The sequence below is a fragment of the Bartonella sp. CM86QHHN genome, assembly GCF_042194695.1.
Lineage (GTDB): Bacteria > Pseudomonadota > Alphaproteobacteria > Rhizobiales > Rhizobiaceae > Bartonella.
This window is the reverse complement of sequence record NZ_JBHIND010000074.1, coordinates 23888-42596: the sequence shown is the minus strand read 5'-3', so window position 1 is coordinate 42596 and position 18709 is coordinate 23888. Positions and strand designations below refer to the sequence as shown.

Genomic DNA, 18709 nt, shown 5'->3' with positions numbered 1-18709 from the left:
CATTTTTCTTGAAAAGTGCACTAAAAAAAGAATATCTAATAATTATTTAAGAGATTCTATGGTAAAAGTCGACCAGGGTCAAAGAGAGCCTTTTATTGCATTAAGGAGCATTTTATGCCAGAAATTATTTTTAACGGTCCCGCGGGTCGGCTCGAAGGGCGTTATCAACCTTCACAACAAAAAAATGCACCCATTGCGATCATTTTGCATCCTCATCCCCAATTTGGTGGAACTATGAATCATAAAATTGTCTATGACCTCTTTTATATGTTCCAACAACGTGGCTTTACAACTTTACGTTTTAACTTTCGTGGTATTGGTCGTAGTCAGGGTGAATTTGATTATGGAATAGGAGAACTTTCAGATGCTGCTGCTGCTCTCGATTGGGTGCAGACACAACATCCAGACTCTAAAAATTGTTGGGTAGCAGGATACTCATTTGGAGCATGGATTGGTATGCAGCTTTTAATGCGCCGACCGGAAATTGAGGGATTTATCTCAGTTGCCCCTCAGCCTAATGTTTATGACTTTTCATTTCTTGCACCTTGTCCCTCTTCTGGACTTATCATTCATGGCGGTATCGATAAAGTTGCCCCTCCAAAAGATGTTCAAATACTTGTCGATAAATTAAAAACACAAAAAGGTATCATCATTACACAAGAAATATTGGAAGAGGCTAATCACTTTTTCAGTGGATGTCATGAAAAACTTATTGAACGATGTGCCCACTATTTGGATAACCATATCTCCAATGAACTTCTCGCTCCTCCTCCTGAAATACTTTCACTAACTTAGGAAAATACGATAGATTTATAAAAAATTAGCAAAAATCGTCTCTGATCATAACAAAGTAATTTTTTTAGTCTGCATTTAAAATTTTTCTAAATTTTATTTCAGGATAGAAATGAGAATAACAGAACACCTTTTTTCTATTACTAAGAAGTTTCTTTTTTAGCGTAAAAAGGAAATAATACCTGTATTATTATCTTTATACTACCAATATGTCTCTTTCTCTTGTGAGGTGTGCGTCAGTTATGATAGATAACGCATTAATAATTCGTTATATAATCGCCTATTATATACAATAAATGCACTCTTAAATTAGGAAATTAAATCTGTGTTTGCCTTTAAATCTGATTTTTTACACATTATGAGCGAACGTGGTTTTATCCACCAAATTTCAGATGAAAAAGGCTTAGATGATCTTTTTTCAAAAGAAACTGTAAGCGCTTATACTGGATTTGACCCAACAGCATCGAGTTTACATGCTGGAAGTCTTCTTCAGATTATGATGCTTTATTGGTTACAAAAAACGGGTCATCGCCCCATTGCTTTAATGGGTGGAGGAACCGGATTGATTGGTGATCCTTCTTTCAAAGACGAAGCGCGACGCCTTCTGACACAAGATGATATTGCTGCAAATATTGATGGTATTAAAAAGGTATTTGCTAACTATTTGACATTCGGTGACCGAGAAACCGATGCTTGTATTGTGAATAATGCTGAATGGTTATGCAATTTAAACTACTTAGAATTTTTGCGTGATGTAGGAAAGCATTTTTCTGTCAACCGTATGTTGTCATTTGATTCTGTCAGACTCAGACTTGAGCGTGAGCACTCTTTGTCATTCTTAGAGTTTAATTATATGATTCTGCAAGCTTATGACTTTGTTGAACTTTATAAACGTTATGGGTTGCGTATGCAAATGGGGGGCTCTGATCAGTGGGGCAACATTATTAACGGAATCGAATTAGGACATCGTTTAGGAACACCGCAATTATATGCGTTAACATCACCATTGCTGACAACCTCTTCCGGTGCCAAAATGGGTAAATCATTGAATGGGGCTGTATGGCTAAATGCGGATAAACTCTCACCTTATCAATTTTGGCAATACTGGCGCAATACAGAAGATGCTGATGTAACACGATTTCTAAAGCTCTATACTCCATTGCCGATGGATGAGATTCTTAAACTTTCTCTATTACAAGGAACTGAAATTAACGAAGCAAAAAAAATTCTTGCAACAGAAATTACAGCAATGTTGCATGGACGTGTTCTTGCTGATGCAGCAGCAGAAACGGCTCGCAAGACGTTTGAAGAAAAAACTCTGGGAGAAAATCTTCCAACTGTTGAAATTAATGCCTCAGAATTAAAAAAAGGTGTTGGATTGCTCACTCTTTTAGTAGAAGCAGGACTCGCTAGATCTAATAGTGAGGCACGCCGACACGTTCAAGGTGGAGGTGTCCGTGTAAATGATCAAATTATTGAGGATGAAACACATCTTATTATTGAAGGGGATGTCAGTGCAGAAGGAACCATTAAACTTTCTTTTGGTAAGAAAAAACATGTTGTGATGAAACCAGTATAATCTTTTGCTGTTTTGTTTATGTTGTTCACGTCGAGCTTGTTCTTTCAATTCAATCGTTGTGATAGGGCGAATTTTGTTAGGGAAATAAAAGTCTCTTCAAAACGATAAAATTCTAGAGAGTTGAATAGTTCTTTTCTTCTGTGTACTCTGATATCTTATACCTGTTACACAAAAAAGAAAGATGAAAACAATGACAAGACCAATGAAAGGTGCTCTTGCTCCTGATTTTACTTTGCCGCGCGATGGAGGAGAGACAGTGTGTCTTTCTGACTTTAAAGGAAAGCCTGTTGTTTTATATTTTTATCCCAAAGATGACACCAGTGGTTGCACAAGTGAAGCACTTGATTTCACAAAATTAAAGATGAAATTTGATGAAATCGGTGTTTCTGTTATTGGAATCTCTCCAGATAATGTAAAAAAACATGATAAATTTAAAATAAAACATGAACTTGATGTCATCTTGGTTTCTGATGAAGAAAAAACGACCCTCGAAGCTTATGGTGTTTGGGTTGAGAAAAGCATGTATGGACGCAAATATATGGGAGTTGAACGGAGCACTTTTTTAATTGATGCAAATGGAATAATAGCAGAAGAATGGCGCAAAGTAAGCGTATCTGGGCATGCTGAAAATGTTTTAGCTACTGCAACACTTTTATATCATAATGGTAACTTGTAAATTGAGTGTTTGATTTATCTTCAAAAGCAAAAGTTATTCTCCCTAATTGATTTTAGTTTTTCAACGGATTCAATTTTTACAATATATTGATTTATAAGGATAATGAATTGTTTTACATTTATATTAGTCCCTCGAATATCCCAAATTTTTCTTATTTTAGATTCTTCCTATCACTTGCAATATCATAAGCAGAATTGGTGTGTGAGAAAAAAATGAAGAAAGAAACAAAAAAAATCCCTCTTTAAACCTTTAAAGTATCAAGGACTATCGTAACATCACAACATCAGTAAAACGAACAGCTTAAGAAAAAATCTACATGGCTTGAAGGAAGGATATATAATTAACGAATATCCTCAATTTTTTTGTCTTGTCTATGAATGCGCCGTGCGAGTGCTGCCTCTATAAATGCATCTAAATTACCATTAAGTACGGATTGTGGATCCGTATTTTCAATTCCTGTACGCAAATCTTTGACAAGCTGGTAGGGTTGAAGAACATAAGATCTAATTTGATGTCCCCATCCGATTTCTGTTTTAGAAGATTCAGCAGCATTGGTTTCTTCTTCTCTTTTTTTAAGCTCTTCTTCATAAAGCCGTGCACGCAACATCGACCAAGCCGTAGCGCGATTTTTATGTTGAGAACGCTCTGTTTGACATTGAACAACAATACCCGTTTTTATATGTGTGATGCGAACAGCAGAATCTGTCGTGTTAACATGTTGTCCTCCTGCTCCAGATGCACGATACGTATCAATACGCACATCTGCCTCTGAAACATCAACTTCAATATTGTCATCAATAACTGGATAAACCCAAATGCTCGCAAAAGAAGTATGGCGCTTTGCATTCGAATCAAATGGAGAAATCCGCACTAAGCGATGAACGCCTGATTCTGTTTTTAACATTCCATAAGCATTATGCCCTTTTACAAGAATAGTCGCTGACTTTATTCCTGCTTCTTCTCCATCATGAATTTCTAAAATTTCAACCTTCATTTCATGCTGTTCAGCCCATCGCATATACATACGTAAGAGCATAGAAGCCCAATCTTGGCTTTCTGTTCCCCCTGCTCCAGCATGAACTTCTAAATAGGTATCATTCGGATCTGCCTCTCCTGAAAGAAGTACGTCAATTTGCCTTTTATCTATCTCATTTTTAAGATTACGTATTGATCTTTCTGCATCAGCGATAATTTCAATATCACTTTCTTCTTCGCCCATCGCAATAAGCTCAATGCATTCTTCAAGTGTTTTTGTAAATGATAAAAGACCGTTGATTGAATCATCAAGACGTTGACGCTCACGCATCATATCCTGTGCTCGTTGTGCATCATCCCATAATGATGGATCTTCCGCTTTTTGATTAAGATATTCAAGACGCTTTAGTGATTGATCCCAGTCAAAGATGCCCCCTTAGCAATTGTATTGCTTTCTGGATTTCATCAACTAATGTTTCTATTTCTGCTCGCATAATTTAACACCGTATTTTTAAAAACTCTTTTTGGTTGTGTCTCTTAGCATTTTATACAAATTTAATAGCTGCTATCAGAAAATGGTACAGTTCTATCACTCTATTTATAGAACCGACATTGTAAAAAAGAGATAAAAAACATGACTCATGGCAAAAGGAGATTTTGTCGATTAATACAGCCCACCTGTCCCACTTTCAAGTGCTTTGTTGACTTGTGGAGAAGTCGTTACTGCAGGAACACCTTCTTGAAAAGAATTTGTACTCCCAATAACTTGATATATATCAGCAGGCCCAGTCCCTGGTTTAAATGCTTCTATAATGACATCTTGATCTCCTCTTTCGGCAAGCATTCCTGTTTTTCGATTAATTGGCATTAAAATCATACCCTTTGGCATCTTAAAGGGAACATCTGGCTTTCCTTTAAGAGCATCTGCCATAAAATCACCAAAAATAGGTGCAGCTAATGAACTTCCTGTTCCATTATATCCTAACGGAGCTGGTTGATCATAACCGACAAAAATACCAACGACAATGTCAGGAGTAAATCCCATAAACCAGACATCCTTAGAGTCATTGGTTGTTCCTGTTTTAGCGGCAATATGTCGATTAAGATAACGTAAACGTGCCGCAGTACCACGCTGAACAACCCCTTCCATCATCGATGTAATTTGATAAGCCGTCATAGGGTCAAGAACTTGATCTCGCTCATCAATCAATGTGGGTTCACTTTGATTATTCCATGAATTCGTATTACAATTTTCGCAAATACGATCATCATGACGATAAATTGTCTTCCCATAACGATCTTGAATTCTGTCTATCAGAGAAGGTTTAATAGAGCGTCCGCCATTGGCAATAACGGAATAAGCTGTAACCATTCGTAATACTGTTGTTTCACCAGCCCCTAAAGCCATGGGAAGATAAGGCTGCAATTTATCTACGATCCCAAAGCGTTCTGCATATTCAGCGACAAGAGGCATTCCCATATCATTGGCAAGCCGTATTGTCATAAGATTACGAGAACGCTCAATACCATAACGCAACGTTGAAGGTCCTGCAAAGGTACCCCCATAATTTTTGGGTTGCCAAACTTCACCATTATATTGACGAACTTCAATGGGGCCATCTAAAACAACGGATGCTGGTGTATATCCGTTATCAAGAGCTGCTGCATAAACAAAAGGCTTAAAAGCAGACCCCGGTTGGCGATAAGCTTGGGTTGCACGATTGAATTCAGATGCTGCAAAAGAAAATCCTCCCACCATAGCAAGAACGCGCCCTGTATGAGGTTCCATAGCAACAATTGCACCTTCAACCTTTGGAATTTGTTGTAAACGATAAGTGTTGTTTGTATTAGATAGTTTTTCAACAAAAATGACATCCCCAACTTGCAGAACATGAGATAAGCTCTGAACAGTTTTTCGATAACCATTTTCTTTTACAACATGGAGTGCCCATTTTGAATCAGCTTCAGATAAAACAGCAATTTCCCGTTTTTTTGATAATATACCTGAAGCTTCGCGCTGTGGCTGTAAACCAATCTCTACTTTATTGAGATTAGTAGAAAGAACAACAGCTAAACGCCATTCAGGAACATCACTTAGCCCTGTGATATCTGCAAGTTCTGTCCCCCAATCACCTTTCTCATCAATATGCGCATAAGCTCCACGCCATCCTTGCGCATGATCAAATCTAATTAATCCATCGTGCAAAGCACGTCGCGCAATAAGTTGTAAATGCGGATCAAGCGTTGTACGAATGGAAAGCCCACCTTCATAAAGTGTTTTAGCCCCATAGCGATGTATTAAACGACGCCGTACTTCTTCAGTAAAATAATCAGCCGCAAAAACATAGCTATCACTCCCACGTATTGTCGCTCCTAAAGGTTTAGCTTTCGCTTTTTCACCTTGTTCACGCGTTACATATCCATTTGCAATCATCCGGTCTATAACCCAATTACGCCGATCAATAGCACGTTGTGTATTCTTAAATGGATCATAATTTGCTGGTCCTTTTGGAAGAGCAGCCAAATAAGCACATTGTTCTAGCGTCAGGTCATTGACGGATTTATTGAAATAGGTCAATGAAGCAGCAGCTATGCCATAAGTGCCACGACCCAGATAAATTTCATTGAGATAAAGTTCGAGAATATGATCTTTTGAATAAGTTTTCTCAATACGCATTGCTAAAATAGCTTCCTTAAATTTACGTTCTAACGTTGTTTCTGAACTTAAAAGGAAGTTTTTAGCGACTTGTTGCGTTATAGTTGATGCACCCTCTGGACGTCTTCCAGAACCAATATTACGAATATTATTGATCAAAGCTCGAGAAAGTCCTTCAGGATCTAAACCAAAATGATGATAAAAGTTTTTGTCTTCAGCCGAAATGAAAGCATTTATAACAAGCTTTGGTATTGATTGAATCGGTAAATAGAGGCGATGTTTTGTTGCAAACTCTGCCATAAGACGGCCATCAGAAGCATGGACACGGGTCATTACCGGCGGCTCATAAAGTGAAAGAACTTCATAATCAGGGAGTGCATTTGCTTGACCACTGGTCATAACACCCCACGTTATTGCACCATAAAGTCCAATAGCAATAAAAAAACGAAGAAGATATCTTAAAAAAATCATCATAAAAACGGCTATCGCTTTCTTAAGAATTAATTAAAGAAAAAATACATTACTTCAAACACACCAAGTGGATATCACCACAAGATTGAGATCAAGAGAAATTGTTTTCTATCTTTTATTTATACTAGGGTACACTAGAAGCCCATATTGATACTCTATTTTCTCATAAATTTAAAGAGGCTGTATCATTTTCTGCCTATAATCAGCAAATTGACGAATAGAATGAGCAATAGAGGCTGCCATTTGTTTTCTCCAATGAGGATCATTTAATAACTTTTCATCCTCTTTATTGGATAAATAACCTATCTCTATCAAGACTGAGGGTATATCTGAAGCTCTTAAAACTTGAAAATTAGCATACCGATGTGGGTTATTAATCAAGTTAATATGATTCTTTGATAAACTTGAAATAACACTATTTGCAAAATTAACCGAAAATGTATGTGTTTCACGTCGTGTAAGATCCATCAAAATATCTGTAACTTCGAGCGTTTCATCTGCAGGCAAACCATCAAGCAAATCAACTTTATTTTCATTTTCAGCTAAAGATTTTGCAATGGCATCAGAGGCTTTATCTGATATGGTATACACTGTGGCACCGCGAAGAGAATGTAGATCAATCGTATCTGCGTGAATAGATATAAAAAGATCAGCATCAAACTCTTGCGCTTTTTTAACTCTTTCACTTAGTCTTAAAAAAATATTGGAATCTCGTGTTAAAGCAACGGTAATATGAGAATCCTTTTGTAATTCGTCTCGCAATGCACGCGCAAAGTCTAAAGTCACATCTTTTTCTAAAATTCCAGTAACACCCCGTGCACCGCCATCAATACCACCATGACCAGGATCAAGAACAACACGGAAATTATATGCTGGCATTAACTGTGTTTTTGTATCAAAATTGCTTCTTTGCTGTTTTTTTAATATCTCATCAAATTTTTCTTGTGTACTTTTACGAATATCAATCAGCAACTGCCATAAACCATTATTTAATTTTTTTACGACATTTTTTTCAACCACAAAAGCCGTTTTACTTGTCAAAATAATGCGTGAAGTCTGTATGTCAGAGAAAGCATAACGCACATCTGAAAGCATAACGGATAATGTATTCCGTTTCTTTAAAGGCGTATTTTGCATCGAAAAGTCAATTGTAGGTAAATTGATAACCAAACGTGCGGGCCTGTCAAAAATCTGTAAACGAACATTTGGTTTTGAATTAAAAACCGCAATAATACGCGTATGAATACTATCACCAATGGTTCGAAAATTAATAAGTCTCAGAGGATCTGCGGCTTGAACACTAGTTTGGAGTAGCAAAAAAGATAATAAAAAGTATGTGACGAGCACAATAACATCCCCATAAGCTGTTTTCAGCTTTTTGGTAAAAAAAACTCTTATCATAAGCAAAATACTCTACATTACCTTTGTAATAATTTATCTTGGTTACATAAAACGATACACCAATTTATTATCTATTTTTCAATAAAAGCTAAATAAACACCTCAAAACGAAATTAAGGTCATAAAGATATTATAATTATACATGATTTACATTGTTACTTGCCAAACGCATGATATCAACATAAAAGAATATTTATGCTTCCTAGCTGATAATAGTCATCTAAATTATCTGTAACTCATATTAAGTTGTCTTTAGAAGTTTTTTGTCTATTATGCGTTGAGACTTTTTTATGGATGAAAAATTTCTATGTTGTAACATTAGGATTGCATTACTTAAGATTCGTTGGTTCGGATATCCGAACTGTTTTAAAGATTATTTTACCGGAGACTTTTAAGAAAATATGAGTCATAAAAAACAGATGGAAATAATGATGAGAAATGGTGTAAATGCAGTCATGCCTTTGCACGTGGTGTTCCGTCCTGTTTTTCTGGTACCTCCCTTTTATGGCAGACAGCCTTTTATGTTTACGAATAATTATAGCATTCGTTTGAATAAAATTGTGCATGTCGCCTTCAGGATATTAACTTATGTCAAACAAAATGCTTATAGATGCCTCCCATCCGGAGGAAACACGTGTTGTTGTTGTTCACGGCAACAAAATTGAAGAACTTGATTTTGAATCAGAACATAGAAAACAGCTCAAGGGGAATATTTATCTCGCACGTATTACGCGTGTAGAACCGTCTCTCCAAGCGGCTTTTGTTGAATATGGTGGAAACCGACATGGTTTTTTAACATTTTCTGAAATTCATCCTGATTATTATCAAATTCCTATTGCTGATCGCCTTGCTCTTCTTGAAGAAGAAGAAAAAGAAGCTGTAGGAGAAAATTCTGTAGATACCTTTACGGAAGAAGCAACTAAAAATAAAAAACGCTCCAGAAGAACAAAAAAAAGTGAAAAAAACAATGTTATAGCAGCCTATATTGAAAATGATATCACATCTGAAGCGATAATAATTGATAATACAGAAGAAGCATTAAATGCCAATATCTCTTATGATGAGATTGAAATGGTCGGTGCTGAGGACATCCGTGAAGAGCTCCCGATTTATCAAAGAAAACAAGGGCGCCAGTATAAAATTCAAGAAGTCATTAAACGACGTCAAATTTTGTTGGTACAAGTTATCAAAGAAGAGCGTGGTAATAAAGGTGCTGCCCTTACAACATATCTATCTCTAGCTGGTCGTTACTCTGTTCTAATGCCCAACACAGCACGTGGTGGTGGTATTTCACGAAAAATTACGAACGTACAAGACCGTAAGCGTCTTAAAGAAATCGTAAAAGAATTAGCCGTTCCAAAAGGTATGGGCGTTATCTTACGAACCGCTGGTGCCAATAGAACAAAAGCTGAAATTAAACGTGATTATGAATATCTTATGCGGTTATGGGATACTATTCGCACTTTGACACTCGAGTCAACGGCACCATGCCTTGTCCATGAAGAAAGCAATCTCATCAAGCGTTCTATACGAGATCTTTATAATAAGAACATTAGTGAAATTCTTGTCTCTGGAGACCAAGGATATCGTGAAGCGAAAGACTTTATGCGTATGCTCATGCCAAGTCATGCAAAAGTTGTGCAACCTTACCGTGATCCTACGCCCATTTTTGCAAGAAATAATATTGAAATTCAACTTGATAAAATGTTGCAACCACAGGTTTCTTTAAAATCTGGTGGTTATCTTGTTATTAATCAAACAGAAGCACTTGTTGCTATTGACGTAAATTCTGGCCGCTCTACGAAAGAATTCTCTGTCGAAAAGACAGCCTTACAAACTAACCTTGAAGCTGCTGAAGAAGTAGCGCGTCAATTACGCTTGCGTGACCTTGCTGGTTTAATTGTGATTGATTTTATTGATATGCTTGAAGAACGCAATGTGAAGCTGGTCGAAAAAAAATTAAAAGATTGTTTAAAAAACGATCGTGCTCGTATTCAAGTAGGTCATATTTCACACTTCGGCCTTTTAGAAATGAGTCGTCAACGTATTCGCATATCGGTTTTAGAAAGTACGACACAGCCCTGCCCACATTGCGCAGGAACAGGAAATATACGTTCTGAATCATCAATTGCGTTACATGTCATGCGCTCAATTGAAGAATATCTTCTTCATAATTCGCAACATAATATTATCGTGCGCACCCCCGTAGCAACAGCGCTTTATGTATTAAATCATAAACGCAATATTCTTGTTAATTTAGAAGCTCGCTTTAAACTTAATATTAGTATTGAAGCAGATGATAGTATTGGAACGCAACATCTTGTTATTTCTAAAGGCTCAATAGCAGAGAGCATTTCTCGATCTTCATTGGAAGATGCCAATGAGCAAGAAATTGAAGATTCTGTTTTCATAAAGAGTGAATCTATTGAAAATCCTTCTCCCATTGAAACAAACCAAAAGCGTAGGCGCAAAAATCGTCACGGTGAAATTACTGATCATTCTCTCTCCAACGTTCATAAAAAAGAAGATACTTTGAATGATGATTCTTATCGTCGAGGACGTCGTCGAGGACGTCGTGGTGGTCGACGCAATCAAGATAATAGTTTTCATCAGATTCGCGTTCCTTACGCAGAACCAGTGGGAGATTTTGCTAAGCAAGCTTTGGCAGAAATTAAAGCAGCGCATCGCAAACGTCGTATTTCGCCTACTAAATCTTTTGAACTTGAAGAAACAACAAATAATACACAAGCTCTAGATATACAACAACAGGGTGAATCTGAAAAAATTGATACAAGTATTAAACCTAAAAAACGTAAAACACGTTCTTCAAAAGTAGTAGAAAATCAGCTTTCTTTAGAGAATGATCAAAATATTGCAGAACAAAAATCTCTTGAAGAAAAACCTACAACCAGTCCGGTGCGTAAAACTAAAACAAAAAAAGCAGACAAAGTTATTCATGAGGTAGAAAATAAAGCTCTTGAAAAGAGTAAAAAATCAACACGTGAAACACGTAAAAAATCATCTTCTAAAGAGACAACGCAAATACAAAAAATATTAGAGCAAGAAACTGTAATCGAGATGGAGAAAGTTATCGAAACCTCTCCTTCCCAAATTGAAGAAACAATTAATCAACCCGTTGTTATTTCATCAACGCCTAATGATTCTTCCAAAACTGAACGTATTGGTTGGTGGAAACGCAGAATTCTTTCGAAAAATTAAGGATTTAAAAAAAACGCCACAGTTTTCTGTGGCGGTTCAAATAAACAATTATAGAAAACGTTTTGACCAACTTTTATGGTGTGGTTTTATTACTTTTGTTTCGCTTTTTCTTGCTCAGCCCGCATACGCTCTTCAATTTCTTTTTGCTTTGATTGAATAGCTTGCTGCAGCTTTATTTGTTCTTGTTGGAAATCTTTTTCCTCCATACCAGGACCGGTGTAGGCTGCTGTAAACCCATTAAGAGAAAATTCAATAGGATTAGCTGAACCACGGAAATTAACTGTGGTTACAACCATTTTTGTACCACTTTTCATAGCTGCTATAAGCTTATCATCTAAGACATCATTAGCAATACAACTTGGTCCATTACAAATAATATAAGGAATTTTTTTAGAGAACTCGTCACCAATTTTAATGTGAACACCTTCTGGCAAAAAACGACCTGTAGGCACTTGAATACCTATACGTTTCTCATTTTGCTTCCCTTTTATTTCAACAAGATTAAAAGCCGTTAAAGGTTGTCCCGTATTCGATAATACAGTATTCATTGTATTACAAATATCAACATCATGCTGCTTACTGCAAACTTTGTACCAACCTTGTGATAAAGTTTGCGCATTTGCAGAAATACCAGCTATAAGAAAAAGGGTAGCGGCTCCAACTAATACTGAAACAGCAGAATAAACATTTTTATGCGACATGATTAAGTTAATCCTTTCAACGCGCTCTTAAGTAACTTCAAAAAAATATTAAATATAATTCCAACTTAATTTATTAAATTATAATGAAATAACAATTAATTTTACTATTTTTACTTCAATATAAAAAAAAAGTCAAATTTAGAGAAAAAATACGACGAGCCATTCTAATTTTTATACACTCATATCATTTCCCCTCTTCATCACATTGGTATTTGATGCAATCTATCCATAAAACACCTCTGTGCATTTAAACTAAGATTACACAAACGAATCAATATTGCAATATTAATTAAAATAAACTCTGATACTACTCTAAAAAACTTACTAATTAAAATTTTTACATTTATTACTCTTCATGTTAAGCTTATAGAACCTTAGCAACAGGTGTTGCAATGCATGAAGCTCCAAAATATCAGATAAATTTTACTGTTTTCCTTATGTGCCTCGTGTGATACACAAAAACAAAATCATCTACGATATTATTGAAACATTTAATGAATTAAAACCACTGATTGTCTAAAATTTCTGCATAATTGTAAGAGAGCTTTTTGCTAATGAACAATTTTCTGCCCTTGTTTACAAAATAATGGTGATACGCTTTTGTAATAAAAATTTTATATTCCATAGCGTTTAACTAAACAGTTTAGTTTAAAAATACGCTACTAAAGAAGTGCTTTTTTCTTAATTAAACAACACATTTTCTTAGAGAGAAAATGTATAACTGCTGAAAATGTTTTATTTATAAAAAACTTTCTTAAAATATAATAACATATTAATTTATAATAATAATTTATCTTTTTTCTATTTCTATATTGTATGAAAGATCCTAATAGCGCAAACCTCTCTTATGTTGAATCAATAAAATTTATCCACTTGTACATCACAAGCAGAGTTAGTTTTATAGATAAAACTACTGAACAAAGGAATTCTCCCCTATGAATCATCTCACGTGCCTAAAGCCATAATAAATTTATGCTCATATATTATACATCTATTATTTCACCTCTGTACAAATATCATCTCTCAGCTTTATAACGTGAATAAAAAATGTAGCTTTTATCAATTTATTTTAAGTTATTTCTCAAATAAAAGAAGCTTCTAAAATGATAAATTCTTTTCAGTTTTCACAACATCAAAGATATAAATCGTTAATGATTTAAGTTTTAAGAAAAAATGAATTAAAAATATCATTTTGTTTTCCTATATAACACAACTTAGAACTATAAAATATTTCTCTTATCGTATTAATGAAACAAGATTTATGATATGAGATGTATCGTCATTAAAATAATTAATCAGATAAAAATAAAAAACTACAAGCACAAAAAATTATGCATAAAAAGAAAACATAAAAAAGATATATGAGTTTATTATTTAATATATATTAAATCTTATATGATAAGAACAATAGATAATATCTTATGTACATAAAATTACTTTATTATAAATAATAATTAAAAACAAAAAGTTAAAATATATTTTACTAACATATTTTAACTATTATTTAGTATATAATCTTAATTTCTCTGTATTTATACGAGTAATTTTTTAATTGGATATTATTATAGCATTATTTTTTATGAATTTTCTAAATTATACTGTTATGAAAAATTAATTATTTTTCTATTTTGAATATACTTCTACATAAATCAAACAATACTTTTTAATTGAATAATTCTTTAACATGAGAACGCATACGATCTATAATATTCTTTTTCTTGTTTGGCAGCATTATATTATGTACTTCTTTAATGGTTCTACAAAGCTCAGGTGCATTTTTAACAAACCAATTATCTCCTGTAAGACTATTTTTTATATCGTCAAATATTTGTTTTTCATAACTATAAGAGCCATCTGTTAGTAATTCTTTAATATCCCTGACTAAACTAGGACTTATTGAATTATTTGCGCCTTTAGCCCAACTAAAATCTTTATCTTTCCAATCAAAATCTTTGCGCAAAATCGCACCTATATCACTCTGCAATATATCCGCTAACGTGTTGCAAGCAATAATAAATATAAGATAATTTTTCATTATCTCATCATCACCTCCACTTTTCTCATTCATTCCCCATTCATTAAACATTTGAGTTTTTTTTAAATAGTTTTTTGTTTTAATCAACTTTTCTTCATACTCCCCTACTTCGTACTCTCTCGCTATATGTATTCTAGAGATAATTTTTTGTTTTTTTTCAGCTAGATCCTGTAATTTCGAACCAAGATTATAATATTCATTCTTCAGAGTTTTCAGTTTTTTGTATAACTTATTCCGTTCCTGCAAACGCTCATAGTACTCTGCTTTAGAAATATTTTTTTCCCAAATATCCAAATGAGACATACTTTCTTCAATAAATTGTATGCTCTCTTTAATATTCTTTCTTTTGTTTTTTAAATGTTGGTATTGTTCATCAGAAGATAACTCAGCGTGAGCGTTTTTTACGCCATATATCAAAGTGAGTAATAAAAAAACGATAGTTAGACACTTTTGTAATGAAGAAAGCATGCTATCTTTACCTAAATTTTTTCTTTCTAAAAAATTTACAGGAGCTTATTAGCTTATTATATGCAAGTGCTATTTAATGCGGTTAAACCGTCTAATCTATTTTCTTCATTATATCAATACGTATATAATAAAAACTAAATAAATATATAAAGGGTTCTTTATTATAAACTTAAATTTTATTCAGAATGATTTTATAAAAATGAGTAACAGTTCTGAAACAATAAAGAAATTTTTTAAACAGAATGTTGTTCTGCCATTTCGACAAGCTGTGTCATAATATTCGCTGCTCCAACAAGCCTTTCATCCGCTGAGGACCAATCACGAATAAGAGCAATACTTTGATCTGGTCGAATTTTTGCCATTGAACCTTGTTTTCCCACCCACTGAACAAAAGCAACACTATTTGCGAAATAGTTATTACGAAACTGTATGACAATCCCCTTTGGTCCAACATCTAATTTCTCTACATGTGCTTTTCGACACAATGTTTTAATATGAAAGACTTTAAGAAGATGTTGAACCTCAAGGGGCAAAGGACCAAAGCGATCAATTAACTCCGCTGCAAATTCATCAATTTGTTCTAAACCATCAAGTTCTGTTAAACGACGATAAAGTCCCATACGTAATGATAAGTCAGGCACGAAACTTTCTGGTATCATCACTGTTGTACCAAGGGAAATTTGAGGTGACCATTGCTTATCTTCATTTAGCTCTCCATCTTTTAATTCAGCAACAGCTTCTTCAAGCATTTTTTGATAGAGTTCAAATCCAACTTCTTTGATATGCCCCGATTGCTCTTCACCTAAAAAATTGCCTGAACCGCGGATATCCATGTCATGGCTTGCCAATTGAAAACCGGCCCCTAAGGTGTCAAGAGATTGTAACACTTTAAGACGGCGATCAGCAGCAGTTGTTAAAACTTTACCAGCAGGAAATGTAAAGAGAGCATACGCACGTTGTTTTGAACGTCCTACCCTACCACGTAACTGATAAAGGGCAGAAAGACCAAACATCTCAGCACGATGCACAATTAGGGTATTGGCTGTTGGAATATCAAGACCTGATTCAATAATGGTTGTTGAGAGCAGCACATCATATTGTCCATCATAAAATGCATTCATGATATCATCAAGTTGTCCAGCCGGCATTTGTCCATGAGCCACAACGAATTTCAGTTCTGGCACATGTGTTTTGAGATATTCTTCTACAAAAGCCAGATCAGAAATACGAGGACAAACATAGAAACTTTGTCCACCACGATAATATTCTCGAAGCAGGGTCTCTCGTATAACAAGTGCATCAAAGGGTGAAATAAAAGTACGAACCGCCATTCTATCAATGGGGGGGGTTGTTATCAATGAAAGTTCACGTACACCCGATAAAGCTAACCCTAAAGTGCGTGGTATGGGAGTTGCTGAAAGTGTGAGAACATGAATATCACTTTTAAGCTCTTTTAAACGCTCTTTGTGTTTGACACCAAAATGCTGTTCCTCATCAATGATAAGAAGACCTAACCGTAAAAAATTAACTGCACCACTTAATAATGCATGGGTTCCAATGACAATATCGATTGTACCATCTGAAACACCTTTTTTTACTCGTGCAAGTTCTTTCGCTTTTACAAGCCTCGAAGCATGTCCAATTTTAACCGGTAATCCTTGAAAACGCGAAATAAATGTTTTGTAATGTTGACGTGAAAGCAAAGTTGTCGGTACAACAACAGCAACCTGATATCCATTTAATGCTGCAACAAAAGCACTTCGAATGGCTACTTCAGTTTTTCCAAAACCAACATCACCGCATATCAAGCGATCCATCGGCTTGCCTGAGGCTAGATCGTCCAAAACAGCATCAATTGCATTCATTTGATCTTCCGTTTCTTCATAGGGAAAGCAAGCAACAAACTCATCAAATGGTCCAATTGGTGGAAGTAAAGCAGGCGCAGCACGAGTCATACGCTCTGCAGCTATACGGATTAATTGCCCTGCCATTTCCAATAAATGTTTTTTAAGCCGAGCTTTACGTGCTTGCCAAGCAACACCTCCTAATTTATCTAAAGTTACCTCTGTTCCTTCTGAGCCATAACGTGAGAGAAGCTCAATATTTTCAACAGGTAAAAAGAGTAAATCACCTCCAGCATATCTAATTTCAAGGCAGTCTCGTAAAATTCCAGTGGTTCTGATGGTTTTAAGACCAACAAATTGGCCAATACCGTGGTCGATATGCACAATAATATCACCAGAATTTAAAGCAGAAATTTCAGAAATAAAATTTGTATTATTCTTACGCCGCTTTGGCGATCTTATAAAACGATCGCCAAGGATATCTTGCTCTGCTATAATAGCCAAATCTTCAGCCACAAAACCATGTTCTATCATGATAACAGCTGCTAATATGCGATCCCGAGGTGTTGCTTTGACAGTTTGCAAAGATTTTGCAACATCTATTTTTTTCAATCCATGCTCATCGAGAACTTGTAACAAACGATTGAGAGATCCTTCACTCCAACACGCTAAAAGCACTTTTTTACCAGCAGCGCGTAAAGATGCGATATGATCAATGACACTTGAAAAAACATTTTTTTCCTGCGCATTACGCTCTTTTACAAAATCATATCCTTGTTTAACATTGGTGTGAATAACAGTTTGTTCCAAACTTTGTGGAATATTAAAAGGCGAAAAATCAATACGCTGCGAAGATTGTTGCGCACCTTCCAAAACACGCTCTGGCGTTAAATAAAAAAGACTAGGATCTATTGGATGATAAGAAGTAGAATTTTTTTCATCACTTTCGCGCTCTTTGCGCGCATTATAATAGTCTTCAATAAGACGATAGCGCTCAATGAAGACTTCTTCTATGAGATGCTCAAAAACTATCGGTAAGTTGCCACAATGGTCAAAAAAAGTGTCAAGCTCTTCATAAAAAAATGGAAGCCAATGTTCCATACCGGCAAAACGCCGACCTTGAGCAATTGCTTCATAAAGCATATTATTTTTTTGTGATACACCAAATGTACGGGTATAATTGCTTTTAAAACGACTGATACGTTCTGGTGTAAGAACAACCTCACTCATTGCCTGTAATAAAAGTTCAGTTTTTTGGCCTGTTGTCCTTTGACTTTCTGGATCAAATACGCGGATACTTTCTAGGGTATCTCCAAAAAAATCAAGGCGTAAAGGTTCAACATCCATCGGAGAAAAGATATCAAGTATTCCTCCTCTTACAGCAAACTCACCAACATCACGGACAACCGTAACGCGTTCAAAACCATTGGTTTCTAGAAATTGAATAAGATTTCCCATGTTATTGCGCTGGCCAACACGTGCGTGAATAAGCTGAGCTTCTATCATTTCACGAGGAGGCAACTTTTGCATAATTGCATTTGCTGTTGTTAATATAATTGCAGAATATGGATCTTTCCGTAAATTTGCTATGTGTGCCAATGTTGATAGTCGACGTGCCATAACAGCAATTCCTGGTGATACGCGATCATAAGGCAAACAATCCCATGCAGGAAATTGAAGTACGGGTAAATTGGGTTCAATAAAACTTAAAACTTGTTGTAAATGCGCAATTTTTGTTCCGTCACGGACAACATAGATGAGCGGTTTACCTTGTGCAATTTCTGAACTTAATTTAGCAAGCGCAAAGGCTTCAAATCCATCAGTAACGCTATCTAAAATCATACGAACAGAATTATTTTTGGGAATAACAATTTTTTTAAATATAGGCATCGG

10 protein-coding genes are annotated in these 18709 nt (G+C 35.3%); 4 read left to right on the top strand and 6 right to left on the bottom strand.

The annotated features are described in order from the left end of the window. The first annotated feature begins 114 nt into the window (after window positions 1-114). The 3 genes from ACFIKX_RS08150 to ACFIKX_RS08140 all read left to right on the top strand — a co-directional run bounded on the left by ACFIKX_RS08150 (window position 115) and on the right by ACFIKX_RS08140 (window position 3047). Window positions 115-795, top strand: a complete 681-nt coding sequence (locus ACFIKX_RS08150) for an alpha/beta hydrolase (protein ID WP_375613441.1) — start codon at window positions 115-117, stop codon at window positions 793-795. A 322-nt stretch (window positions 796-1117) separates the two neighbouring features. Continuing rightward, the gene (gene tyrS, locus ACFIKX_RS08145) at window positions 1118-2371 is read left to right on the top strand and encodes a tyrosine--tRNA ligase (protein WP_375628094.1); all 1254 of its coding nucleotides are present in this window, start codon (window positions 1118-1120) and stop codon (window positions 2369-2371) included. Window positions 2372-2561: 190 nt separating this feature from the next. After that, on the top strand, window positions 2562-3047 hold the full coding sequence (locus ACFIKX_RS08140) for a peroxiredoxin (RefSeq protein WP_375628092.1): 486 nt from the start codon (window positions 2562-2564) through the stop codon (window positions 3045-3047). 340 nt (window positions 3048-3387) lie between these two features. Here the strand turns inward: ACFIKX_RS08140 and prfB are convergent. From prfB to ACFIKX_RS08125, 3 genes are all read right to left on the bottom strand, one after another. Beyond that, window positions 3388-4516 (bottom strand): peptide chain release factor 2 gene (gene prfB, locus ACFIKX_RS08135; RefSeq protein WP_375628090.1). Its coding sequence is split into 2 segments (ribosomal slippage): window positions 3388-4446 and window positions 4448-4516, totalling 1128 coding nucleotides; the frame shifts between segments, so codons are not numbered across the junction. 170 nt (window positions 4517-4686) lie between these two features. Beyond that, window positions 4687-7152, bottom strand: coding sequence for a penicillin-binding protein 1A (locus ACFIKX_RS08130; protein WP_375628088.1), 2466 nt, complete (start codon window positions 7150-7152; stop codon window positions 4687-4689). 168 nt (window positions 7153-7320) lie between these two features. Then, window positions 7321-8550 carry an N-acetylmuramoyl-L-alanine amidase gene (locus ACFIKX_RS08125; RefSeq protein ID WP_375628086.1) on the bottom strand — a complete coding sequence of 410 codons (1230 nt, stop codon included), beginning with the start codon at window positions 8548-8550 and terminating at the stop codon, window positions 7321-7323. Between the two features lie 587 nt (window positions 8551-9137). Between ACFIKX_RS08125 and ACFIKX_RS08120 the strand changes: the two genes are divergently transcribed. Continuing rightward, a complete protein-coding gene (locus ACFIKX_RS08120; RefSeq protein ID WP_375628084.1) occupies window positions 9138-11768 on the top strand; it encodes an Rne/Rng family ribonuclease in 2631 nt (876 codons plus the stop codon). Window positions 11769-11857: 89 nt separating this feature from the next. On the opposite strand, the gene ACFIKX_RS08115 is transcribed toward ACFIKX_RS08120, so the two are convergent. From ACFIKX_RS08115 to mfd, 3 genes are all read right to left on the bottom strand, one after another. Beyond that, a complete protein-coding gene (locus tag ACFIKX_RS08115; protein ID WP_375628083.1) occupies window positions 11858-12469 on the bottom strand; it encodes an invasion associated locus B family protein in 612 nt (203 codons plus the stop codon). Between the two features lie 1663 nt (window positions 12470-14132). After that, entirely contained in the window at window positions 14133-14972 is an 840-nt protein-coding gene (locus ACFIKX_RS08110) for a hypothetical protein (RefSeq protein WP_375628082.1), read from the bottom strand. A gap of 233 nt (window positions 14973-15205) precedes the next feature. Continuing rightward, window positions 15206-18706 (bottom strand): transcription-repair coupling factor, encoded by a 3501-nt coding sequence (gene mfd, locus ACFIKX_RS08105; protein WP_375628080.1) that lies wholly within the window; start codon window positions 18704-18706, stop codon window positions 15206-15208. Window positions 18707-18709: the final 3 nt, after the last annotated feature.

Bases quoted from the DNA above. Each gene is read 5' to 3' on its own strand.
- ACFIKX_RS08150 (WP_375613441.1), top strand. From the start codon at position 115: ATGCCAGAAATTATTTTTAACGGTCCCGCGGGTCGGCTCGAAGGGCGT.
- ACFIKX_RS08140 (WP_375628092.1), top strand. From the start codon at position 2,562: ATGACAAGACCAATGAAAGGTGCTCTTGCTCCTGATTTTACTTTGCCG.
- ACFIKX_RS08130 (WP_375628088.1), bottom strand. From the start codon at position 7,152: ATGATGATTTTTTTAAGATATCTTCTTCGTTTTTTTATTGCTATTGGA.
- ACFIKX_RS08125 (WP_375628086.1), bottom strand. From the start codon at position 8,550: ATGATAAGAGTTTTTTTTACCAAAAAGCTGAAAACAGCTTATGGGGAT.
- ACFIKX_RS08120 (WP_375628084.1), top strand. From the start codon at position 9,138: ATGTCAAACAAAATGCTTATAGATGCCTCCCATCCGGAGGAAACACGT.
- ACFIKX_RS08115 (WP_375628083.1), bottom strand. From the start codon at position 12,469: ATGTCGCATAAAAATGTTTATTCTGCTGTTTCAGTATTAGTTGGAGCC.
- ACFIKX_RS08110 (WP_375628082.1), bottom strand. From the start codon at position 14,972: ATGCTTTCTTCATTACAAAAGTGTCTAACTATCGTTTTTTTATTACTC.
- mfd (WP_375628080.1), bottom strand. From the start codon at position 18,706: ATGCCTATATTTAAAAAAATTGTTATTCCCAAAAATAATTCTGTTCGT.